The sequence below is a fragment of the Streptomyces sp. NPDC104202 genome (assembly GCF_055584185.1).
Genome location: NZ_JBVJMN010000061.1, coordinates 42,533 through 52,167 on the forward strand (window position 1 = coordinate 42,533; position 9,635 = coordinate 52,167).

Genomic DNA, 9,635 nt, shown 5'->3' on the forward strand with positions numbered 1-9,635 from the left:
CCCGTACCCCGCCGGCACCCCGGCCGGGCGACGGGGACCGGGCCCGGGCCCAGGCCGGATCGTCCTCGGACAGCGTCACCCGGTCCGACGGGAACGAAAGGGGCAGGTGAGCGGATAGGACCGCCTTCCCGGCGGCGGAAGATCAACAGTGCGTCACGCGAACTGGCTTTTCGGACAGAATGCTTCCTTCCGCCGGGCGAGTCTGGGATCTTGCGTCCACCCCACACATCACAGGGCCCGGCCGGCGCCACCCGCGCCACCGGGTCATCGGAGGACGCATTGTTTTCCCACATATCCAGCCGGCTGAGGGCTTCGGCCATCGCCGTCGCGGCGCTCGGTACGACCGTGGCCCTCGCCGCTCCCGCCGGTCCCGCCCTTGCAGCACCGTCGGACACCGCGCCCGTCGCGGCCCGTTCGGCGGGGGCGGACCGGACCACCACGACCACCACCGTCGCGGCGGCGCCGGCGGCCTGGGCCGCCGGCACCCGCGCGTACCTGGTCATCACCGCCCCCGGCGGCACGTCGGCGGTCAGCGGTGCCGTGACCGGCAACGGCGGTTCGGTCTTCGCGACCTACGACGCGATCGGCGTGATCGTGGCGCACTCGACGTCGGCGTCGTTCGCCGCGTCGATGCGCACGGTCGGCGGAGTCCAGCAGGTCGGCGCGACCCGTACATCGGACGTCCCGGCCGACGCCTACAACCCGGCGCTGCCGGCCAACCCGGCACAGTCCGCGACGACGCTCACGGAGTCCAACCGCTGGGACATGACCCAGATCAAGGCCGACCAGGCCTGGGCGGTCACCACCGGCTCGGCGTCGGTGAAGGTCGGCGTCCTGGACACCGGCGTGGACGACCAGCACCAGGACATCGCGCCCAACTTCAACGCGGCGGACTCGGCCTCCTGCGCCTACGGCAAGGCCGACACCCGCACCGGCGCCTGGCGTGACGTCGGCACCCACGGCACGCACGTCGCGGGCACGATCGCGGCCGCCAAGAACGGCAAGGGCGTCATCGGCGTCGCGCCGGGCGTGAAGATCTCCTCGGTCCGCATCGCGGAGCCGACCAGCAGCCTGTTCTTCGCGGAGAACACGATCTGCGGCTTCGTCTGGGCCGGTGACCACGGCTTCAAGGTCACCAACAACAGCTACTACACGGACCCGTGGCAGTTCAACTGCCCGGACAACGTCGACCAGGCCGCCATCATCGAGGGCGTCCGCCGGGCCCAGGCGTACGCCGAGGGCAAGGGTTCGCTCCAGGTGGCGGCCGCGGGCAACTCGAACTACGACCTCGCGAACAAGACGACCGACTCCGAGAGCCCCAACGACTCGACGCCGGTCACCCGTACGATCACCAACGCCTGCATCGACATCCCGACCGAGCTGCCCGGCGTCGTGACCGTCGCCGCGCAGGCCAGCGGCGGGGCGAAGGCGTCGTACTCGAACTTCGGCAACGGCGTCATCGACGTCGCGGCCCCGGGCGGCGACGGCGCCACCCAGGTGTACTCGACGCTCCCCGGCGGCAAGTACGGCAACATGAGCGGCACCTCGATGGCGTCCCCGCACGTGGCCGGTGTCGCCGCGCTCATCGCGAGCAAGAACCCGACGTTCACCCCGGCGCAGATCCGGGACCAGCTGGGCGTCCAGGCGACCGACCGGGCCTGCCCGTCGGACGCCCGGTGCACCGGCACCGCGACGAAGAACGGCTTCTTCGGCGAGGGCGCGGTGGACGCGCTGAAGGCCGTCGGGGGCGGCACCCCGCCGCCCGGCGCGTACTTCGAGAACCTCGCGGACGTCACGATCGCGGACAACGCCACGGTCGAGAGCCCGATCACGGTCAGCGGGGTGACGGGCAACGCCCCGGCGACCCTCAAGGTGGGCGTGGACATCAAGCACACCTACATCGGTGACCTGAAGGTCGACCTGGTGGCCCCGGACGGCAGCGTCTACACGCTGCACAACCGGACCGGCAGCGGCACCGACAACATCGCCCAGACGTACACGGTCAACGCTTCGGCGGAGGTCGCGAACGGTGTCTGGAAGCTCCGCGTGAACGACAACGCGAGCCAGGACACGGGCCGGATCGACGCCTGGAACCTCACCTTCTAGGACAGCGCGTCCCCTGACGGGGCCGGAGCCGCCATGGCTCCGGCCCCGTTTTCCGTGGTGCGGGGGGTGCGCAAGGGCCGGGTGGGAGCTCCTCGGGAAGAAAGTCGCTACCGGGGGGTAGGCCCGCACCGCCCCCTTGCTATACGTTCCGTCTAACAAGCTTGCTAGACACCGCGTCTAACAAGCCCCCGAGCCGATCGCGCGATCCAAGGAGCCGCACCATGGCAGGCAGCACCGTTCGCCCGGACAGCCAGGACGCCCCCGACGCGGACGTCACCGAGTCGGACGTGGCCGAGCGGCTGCTCCGGTCGGCCGCCAGGCTGAGCTACGACCCCGCCGTCGAGGTCGACTGGGACACCCCGCTCGACAAGGACTTCCACGGACAGAGCCCGGAGTGGAACTCCCTCTACGGCACCGCCTACTGGAACGAGATGACCGAGGAGCAGCGCAAGGAGCTGACCCGGCAGGAGTCCGCCTCGGTCGCCAGCACCGGCATCTGGTTCGAGATGATCCTCCAGCAGATGGTCCTCCGGGACATCTACCTGATGGACCACACCGACCCGCGCTTCCAGTGGGCCCTCACCGAGATCGCCGACGAGTGCCGGCACTCCATCATGTTCGCCCGCGGCTCGCAGAAGCTCGGCGCCCCCGCCTACCGGCCCAGGCGGGCCGTGCTGGAGCTCGGCCGCTTCATGAAGACCGTCGGCTTCGGCGAGGCCGCGTACGCGGGCATCCTCGTCGCCGAGGAGGTCCTCGACGTCATGCAGCGCGACTGGATGCGCGACGAGCGGGTCGTCCCCTTCGTCCGCACCATCAACAACATCCACGTCGTCGAGGAATCCCGGCACATGAAGTTCGCCCGGGACGAGACGCGCCGCCACCTCGCCCGCGCCGGCAGGGCCCGCCGGCACTTCCAGGCCCTCGTGGTCGCCATCGCCGCGTACTACATCATCACCAGCCTGGTGAACCCCGAGGTGTACGTGCGGGCCGGCCTCGACCCGGAGCGGGCCCGCCGCGAGGCGGCCGCCAACGAGCACTACAAGGCCCAGCTGCGCGCCAGTTGCTCCGGACTGATGGAGTTCCTGGCCGACGTCGGCATGCTGACCCGGCCCGCGCTGTTCTTCTACCAGCGCGCCCACCTCGTCTGATCACCTCCGAGCCGAGCAGAGCAGAGCCGACGACATGACCTACGCGATCACCCAGACCTGCTGCAACGACGCGACCTGCGTCGCGGTCTGCCCGGTCAACTGCATCCATCCCGCCCCCGGGGAACCGGACTTCGGGACCACGGAGATGCTGTACATCGACCCGAAGACCTGCATCGACTGCGGCGCCTGCGCCGACGCCTGCCCGGTCGACGCGATCTTCCCGGCGGACCGGCTCACCGGACGCCTGCGGGAGTACGAGGCCGTCAACGCCGCGTACTACGCGGAGCGCCCAGCGCCGCCGGCGGTGGCGTCGCCCACCTTCCACCCCTGGGGCGCCCCCTCCTTCACCCGCTCCCTGCCCTCCGACTTCGCCCCGCTGAGGGTCGCGGTCGTCGGGACCGGACCGGCCGGCATGTACGCCGCGGAGGACCTGCTCCTGCACACCAACGCCGAGGTGACGCTGGTCGACCGGCTCCCGGTGGCCGGCGGGCTCGTCCGGTACGGCGTGGCACCGGACCACCCGGCGACCAAGGGGGCCGGCGAGACCTTCGCCCGTTTCCACTCCCACCCCCGGGTCCGGATGCGGCTCGGGCTCACGGTCGGCGAGGACGTCACGGCCGAGGAGCTCTCCGCCCACCACGACGCGGTGATCTACGCGGTCGGCGCACCCGCCGACCGGCGCCTCGCCGTCCCCGGCGAGGACCTCCCCGGCAGCGTCGCCGCGGGCGCGGTCGTGTCCTGGTACAACGCCCACCCCGAGACCGCCGCCGACGCCGTCCCGCTCTCCGCCGAGCGGGTCGTGGTCGTCGGCAACGGCAACGTCGCCCTCGACGTCGCCCGCCTCCTGGTCACCGACCCCGAGGCGCTCGCCGCCACCGACATCGCCGACCACGCCCTCGCCGCGCTCCGCCGCTCCCCCGTCCGCGAGGTGGTGCTGCTCGGTCGCCGGGGCCCGGGGGACGCCGCGTACACGGCCTCGGAGCTGCTCGCCCTGAAGCACCTGCCGGGCGTCGACCTCGTCGTCGACGACGGGGACCCGCGCACCGGAGCGGCCGTCGATGCGGCCGACGCCGGCGACCGGGCCGCGCTGCTGCGCGACGTCGCCCGCGAGACGGTCGACTGGTCGCGCGCACCCGGCGGCGGGCGGCGCAGGATCGTGCTCCGCTTCCACTCGGCGCCGGTCGAGGTGCGCGGCACCGACGCGGTCCGGTCGGTTCGGGTGACGGAGGAAGGGGCGCCGGAGGGCACGGAGATCACGGCGGGGCTCCTGGTCCGGGCCATCGGCTACCGCGGTGTCCCGCTGGCGGGGCTGCCGTTCGACGCGGCCACCGGCACGGTGCCGCACGAGGGCGGGCGGGTGACCGGGATGCCCGGGAGCTATGTCGTCGGCTGGATCAAGCGCGGCCCCTCCGGGGGCATCGGCGCCAACCGCACCTGCGCCGAGGAGACGGTGGGGACGCTGCTCGCGGACGCGGTCGCCGGCGCGCTCCCCACGCCGTCGGGCACCGCGCAGGACTTCCGGCGGCTGGCCAGGAGCCGCAGCCGCGGTCTGGTCGACGCGCGCGGCCTCGCGGCGATCGACCGGGCCGAGCGGGCCAGGGGCCGGGACGCGGGCCGCCCCCGGGTCAAGCTCGCGACGGTGCCGGAGCTGGTCGCGGCGGCGCGGGGCGGGCGGTGGCGCCGCAACGGCTGAGCACGTACGGAAGAGGGGCGGGGCGTTCCGGGTCGCGGGGGATCCGGCCCGGGACGGCGGGCCGGTGCGGAACCGGTACGGGTCAGACGGAGACGGCCAGGGCCTGACGGAGCACGATCGCGTCGAGCCGCACCGCGAAGGGGACGACGTCCGTCAGGTCGAGCGCGAACGCCTCGGCCTTCGGCCGTTCGACGGTCACGTCCACGCAGAAGGCCAGGGCGTACAGGTGCCCCCCGGTCTCCTCGTCCTGGAGGGCGAAGAACAGGTCCCGGTAGAACCGGGTGCGCTCCCCGGACTCCTCGTACACGGACAGGCCGGGCTGCCCCTCCTGCCCGGCGAGCCCGGTGAAGGCGCCGACGAGCTCCCGCTCGACGGTCTCCCAGAACCCGGCCTCCGCGCACTCCGGCGGCAGCGCCTGGCGGACCGCCTCCTTCAGGGAGAGGACCATGACCAGGACGGGGGCGTACTCCTGGAGCCCCCAGCCCCGGACCATCTTCACGACGGTGGAGTCCGGGACGGCCGCGGCGGCCGCCCGGATCGCCTCGAAGTCGAAGTTGACGGTCGCCGGCGCGATCGCCTCCTGGAACACCCGGTCGATCGACCGGGCCTGGTCGAGGTGGTCCGGTGCCACCTCGACGACGGTCCTGAAACTGGCTGCCACAGCTCCTCCTGGATGATCGGGACGATCTCGGTGATCAAGGAGGGGTCAGTATGCCGAGGGAGGGCGGGCCCGGGCGGGACGCGTCCGCCGTGCGGACGGGCCGGCTCCGGCCGGCGCCCGCGGGCAGGGGGTCAGCCGCGGCCGCCGCGGCGCGGCTTCCCGCTCCGGCCGCGCCCCGCGGCGCCGCCGCCGCTCTTGCGGGCCGCCGCGGGCTTGCCACCGGTACGGGAGCCGCCGGCGGGCTTGCCCGACCTGGCGGGCTTGGCCGTCCTGCGGTCCTTGGGCTCCTTCTGGCCCTTGAGCGCCTCGGCCCGCCGGCCGCGGGTGCTGTTCACCGTACGGCCGCGCACGATCCCGATGAACTCCTCCACCAGGTCGGGCGCCTCCTCGGCGGCCGGCCACGAGAGGGCCACGCGGGACTGCGGGACGTCGAGCAGCGTCCGGTAGGTCAGGTCCTTGCGGTGGTGGAGCCGGGCCAGCGACTGGGGCACGGCGAGCACGCCGACCCCCGCCGCGACGAGCTCGACGGCGTCCGCGGTCGTCTCCGGGCGCTCGTTCGCCGCGCGGCCCGGGGGACGCTCCCAGCCGAGCGCGTCGTCGAGGGGGTGCAGGACGAGCTCGTCGGCGAGGTCCTCCGCCGTGATCTCCTCGACCGCGGCGAAGGCGTGGTCCTTGGGGACCACGACCACCGTCGTCTCCGTGTACAGCGGGATCGCGCTGAGGTCGTCCCCGTCGACGGGGAGGCGGACGAGCCCCGCGTCGGCGGCGCCCTCCCGGAGCGCTCCGAACGCCTCGGCCGTGCTCAGCGAGAGGAGGGCCAGCGGGACGTCGGGCAGGCGCTCGTGCCAGATGTTCACCCACTTCGAGGGGGTCACCCCCGGCACGAAGGCGAGCCGGAAGGAGGGGGAGAGCGAGTGGGGATCCGCGGGGGAAACGTCCGAGCCTGTCACCCCGCCAGGCTACCGGTAGCGGACGTGGTCGGAGGTCGCCCGCATGCTCGATACCCTTGACACCATGACGTCGCACCAGAACGCCCAGACGATGAAGCCCGCGACCGCGGCGAAGAAGCTGGGTGTGTACCTCGAAGCCACCCCCGCCGAGTTCCAGGAGGGTGTCGTCTCGCGCGCCGAGCTGAGCGCGCTCCAGGCCGACCCGCCGGCCTGGCTCCGCGAGCTGCGCGAGAAGGGTCCCCACCCGCGCCCGGTCGTCGCCAACAAGCTCGGCGTCTCCATCGCCGGTCTCGCCCGCGGCGGGATCACCGAGCCGCTCACCACCGAGCAGATCGAGGCGATCAAGCAGGAGCTGCCCGAGTGGCTCACCAAGGAGCGCGCCACCCAGTCGGAGGTCCGCAAGGAGACCGTCCGCATCAAGGAGCGCGACGCCGAGCGGGCACGCCGCAGCCAGGACGCCTGAGCCGCACGCCTCGCCATGCCACGCCGGTCCGGACCGAGGAGGTCCGGACCGGCGTGGCGCGTGTCCGGGTGAGGGAGTCATTCCCGCATGAGTGACACGAGCAGCACGAACACCCCGTCCGGGCCGCCGGTCGTCGTCGGCGTGGACGGGTCCGAGCACAGCCTGCGCGCCCTGGAGTGGGCCCTGAGCGCCGCCGAGAGCCTGGGCGCGCCCCTGGTCGTGGCCCACGTCCGGTCCGACGCCCTCCAGCTCGGCGCCGCCCGCATCGCCTCCCTGGGCACGGAGGCGACGGACGCGGAACTGCCGGACCCCGTCCTCGGGGCCGTGCGCACGGTCGCCGAGGAGCGCGGGCACACCGTCCCGGTGCGGTACGCGTCCCTGGAGGGCACCGTGACCGACGCCCTGCCGGCCGCCGCGGCCGGCGCCCGCCTGCTGGTCTCCGGCTCCCGGGGCCGCGGCGGCTTCGCCAGCCTCCTCCTCGGCTCGACGAGCCGCACCCTCGCGATGACCGCGCCCTGCCCGCTGGTGGTCGTGCCGCACGAGGCCCGCGCCGCCGCCCTGGAGAGCGGGGCGGCCGCCGGACGGGTGCTCCTCGGCCTCCAGCCGGAGGAGACCCCCGACGAGGTCCTGGCCTTCGCCTTCGAGGCGGCGCGCCACCGCGGGGTCCCGCTGGAGGCCGTCACCGCCTTCCGCCTCCCCCCGCAGCCCGGCGCGCTCCTCGCCGCGCCCTCCCCGGCGCTCCAGATCCCGCCGCCCCTGCCACCGGCGGACGACGGCACCGAGCTCCTGCGGGAGGCCGAGCGGGAGCAGCGGGAACGGCTGCGCCCCTTCGCCGACCGCAGGCCCGAGGTCGACCTCGTCCCGCGCGTGGTGCCGGGCGACGCGGCGGGACGGCTCGTCGAGGACTCGCGGAAAGCGGGGCTGCTGGTCGTCGGCCGCCACCACCGCCACCACATCGGCTCGCTGCTCATCGGCTCCGTCTCGCACGCGGTGCTGCACCACGCCCACTGCCCGGTGGCGGTGGTGCCGGCCGCGCCCCGGGCCGCCGGGGGCTGACGGGGTCGCGGCGGCGGGCGGTGTCACAGGTGCCTGGTAGACAGGGGGCATGACGTCCGACGATCACGGCGCCACCGCCCGGCGCAACGTCCAGCCGCCCGCCGCCCAGGCCTCGCTCGGCGCGGGGGTGGTCGTCCTCGACGGGGCCGGCCGGGTCCTCCTGGGGCTGCACCGCTCCGGGGTGTGGGAGCTGCCCGGCGGCAAGGTCGAGCCGGGCGAGTCCGTGGAGGCCGCCGCCGTGCGGGAGCTGGCCGAGGAGACGACGCTGCGGGCGGACGAGGCCGACGTGGAGGTCCTCGGGCTGATCCTGGACGCGATGACCTCCGCGGAGCTGACTCGGATGACCGTGGCCACGGTGGTGCGCGGCTTCCGCGGGGTCCCCGCGGTGGCGGAGCCCGACCGGATCGAGCGCTGGGAGTGGACGGATCCGGACCGTCTGCCGGACGCCCTGTTCGTGCCCTCCGCGCAGGTGCTCGGGATGTGGCGGCCCGGCCTGACGGTGCCGGACGGCCCGTTCCACCGGTACGCCATGGGCCGGCTGCCCCGCTGAGGCCGGCGGCGGCCCGCGGGGGTCACCGCGCGTCACCGAGCGAGGTGCGGCGCCCCTGGTTAGCGTGGCTTCCAGGAAGCACGTCGTCCACCGGAAGCGAGAGTCACCGTCATGGCCGCACGACCTGAAGGAACGCCGGTCTGGACCGACGCGATGTTCACCGACGTCGAGGGCGCCAAGACCTTCTACGGTGACGTCCTGGGCTGGACCTTCGGCGAGTCCTCCTCGGAATTCGGGAACTACACCCAGGCGTACAAGGACGGGAAGGCGGTGGCGGCGGTCGTCCCGCCGATGCCGGGCCAGGACGGGGAGCCGCAGTCGGCCTGGTGTCTGTACTTCGCCTCCCCCGACGCCGCCGCCACGGCGGAGCGGATCCGGGCGGCGGGCGGCACGGTGCTGATGGAGCCGATGCAGGTGGGCTCGTTCGGGACGATGTGCCTCGCCCGGGACCCCGCGGGCGTGACCTTCGGCGTCTGGCAGGGCGGCGACCACGAGGGCTTCGAACTGGAGGGCGAGACCGGCTCGTACGCCTGGGCCGAGGTCTTCACCCGGGAGCCCGCGAAGTCCGACGACTTCTTCACCTCCGTCTTCGGGTACGGCTCCAAGAAGATGATGGACGACGCCGTCGACTACCGGGTCTTCGACCTGGGCGGCGAGATGCCCGTCCTCGGCCGGATGACGATGACGCCGGAGGACTTCCCGCCGGAGGTCCCCTCCTACGTCCAGCTGTACTTCGCCGTCGACAACTGCGACCTGGCCGTGGAGCGGGCCGAACGGCTCGGTGGCCGCAAGGTCTTCGGGCCGATGGACAGCCCCTTCGGGCGGTTCGCGGCGATCCTGGACCCGCAGGGTGCGGCCTTCGCCGTGATCGACCTGAGGACCACGGTCGGCGAGATGCCCGAGATGAAGTGAGCGGTGTGGGGGGGGGGGGGGGGGGGGGGGGGGGGGGGGGGGGGGGGGGGGGGGGGGGGGGGGGGGGGGGGGGGGGGGGGGGGGGGGGGGGGGGGG

Annotated in this window: 9 protein-coding genes; 7 read left to right on the forward strand and 2 right to left on the reverse strand. The window is 73.9% G+C overall.

Annotation, left to right across the window (positions count from 1 at the left end; all coding sequences use genetic code 11):
• Positions 1-279 precede the first annotated feature (279 nt).
• The 3 genes from ACZ60W_RS30340 to ACZ60W_RS30350 all read left to right on the forward strand — a co-directional run bounded on the left by ACZ60W_RS30340 (position 280) and on the right by ACZ60W_RS30350 (position 4,947).
• A complete protein-coding gene (locus tag ACZ60W_RS30340) occupies positions 280-2,106 on the forward strand; it encodes a S8 family serine peptidase (RefSeq protein ID WP_469758592.1) in 1,827 nt (608 codons plus the stop codon).
• A 221-nt stretch (positions 2,107-2,327) separates the two neighbouring features.
• Positions 2,328-3,254, forward strand: a complete 927-nt coding sequence (locus tag ACZ60W_RS30345; protein ID WP_469758593.1) for an AurF N-oxygenase family protein — start codon at positions 2,328-2,330, stop codon at positions 3,252-3,254.
• Positions 3,255-3,288: 34 nt separating this feature from the next.
• Entirely contained in the window at positions 3,289-4,947 is a 1,659-nt protein-coding gene (locus tag ACZ60W_RS30350; protein ID WP_469758594.1) for an FAD-dependent oxidoreductase, read from the forward strand.
• A gap of 82 nt (positions 4,948-5,029) precedes the next feature.
• On the opposite strand, the gene ACZ60W_RS30355 is transcribed toward ACZ60W_RS30350, so the two are convergent.
• A complete protein-coding gene (locus ACZ60W_RS30355) occupies positions 5,030-5,608 on the reverse strand; it encodes a Type-2Aa cytolytic delta-endotoxin (RefSeq protein ID WP_469758595.1) in 579 nt (192 codons plus the stop codon).
• Between the two features lie 131 nt (positions 5,609-5,739).
• Positions 5,740-6,558, reverse strand: coding sequence for a LysR family substrate-binding domain-containing protein (locus ACZ60W_RS30360; protein WP_469758596.1), 819 nt, complete (start codon positions 6,556-6,558; stop codon positions 5,740-5,742).
• A gap of 64 nt (positions 6,559-6,622) precedes the next feature.
• On the opposite strand from ACZ60W_RS30360, the gene ACZ60W_RS30365 reads away from it, so the two are divergent.
• From ACZ60W_RS30365 to ACZ60W_RS30380, 4 genes are all read left to right on the forward strand, one after another.
• Positions 6,623-7,021 (forward strand): DUF5997 family protein, encoded by a 399-nt coding sequence (locus ACZ60W_RS30365; RefSeq protein ID WP_469758597.1) that lies wholly within the window; start codon positions 6,623-6,625, stop codon positions 7,019-7,021.
• Positions 7,022-7,108: 87 nt separating this feature from the next.
• Positions 7,109-8,077 (forward strand): universal stress protein, encoded by a 969-nt coding sequence (locus ACZ60W_RS30370; RefSeq protein WP_469758598.1) that lies wholly within the window; start codon positions 7,109-7,111, stop codon positions 8,075-8,077.
• A 49-nt stretch (positions 8,078-8,126) separates the two neighbouring features.
• On the forward strand, positions 8,127-8,627 hold the full coding sequence (locus tag ACZ60W_RS30375) for a nucleotide triphosphate diphosphatase NUDT15 (RefSeq protein WP_469758599.1): 501 nt from the start codon (positions 8,127-8,129) through the stop codon (positions 8,625-8,627).
• 111 nt (positions 8,628-8,738) lie between these two features.
• Positions 8,739-9,539, forward strand: a complete 801-nt coding sequence (locus tag ACZ60W_RS30380) for a VOC family protein (protein WP_469758600.1) — start codon at positions 8,739-8,741, stop codon at positions 9,537-9,539.
• Positions 9,540-9,635: the final 96 nt, after the last annotated feature.

Excerpts from the sequence above, each read along its gene's own strand:
- ACZ60W_RS30345 (WP_469758593.1), top strand. The coding sequence starts at position 2,328 with ATGGCAGGCAGCACCGTTCGCCCGGACAGCCAGGACGCCCCCGACGCG.
- ACZ60W_RS30350 (WP_469758594.1), top strand. The coding sequence starts at position 3,289 with ATGACCTACGCGATCACCCAGACCTGCTGCAACGACGCGACCTGCGTC.
- ACZ60W_RS30365 (WP_469758597.1), top strand. The coding sequence starts at position 6,623 with ATGACGTCGCACCAGAACGCCCAGACGATGAAGCCCGCGACCGCGGCG.
- ACZ60W_RS30370 (WP_469758598.1), top strand. The coding sequence starts at position 7,109 with ATGAGTGACACGAGCAGCACGAACACCCCGTCCGGGCCGCCGGTCGTC.
- ACZ60W_RS30375 (WP_469758599.1), top strand. The coding sequence starts at position 8,127 with ATGACGTCCGACGATCACGGCGCCACCGCCCGGCGCAACGTCCAGCCG.
- ACZ60W_RS30380 (WP_469758600.1), top strand. The coding sequence starts at position 8,739 with ATGGCCGCACGACCTGAAGGAACGCCGGTCTGGACCGACGCGATGTTC.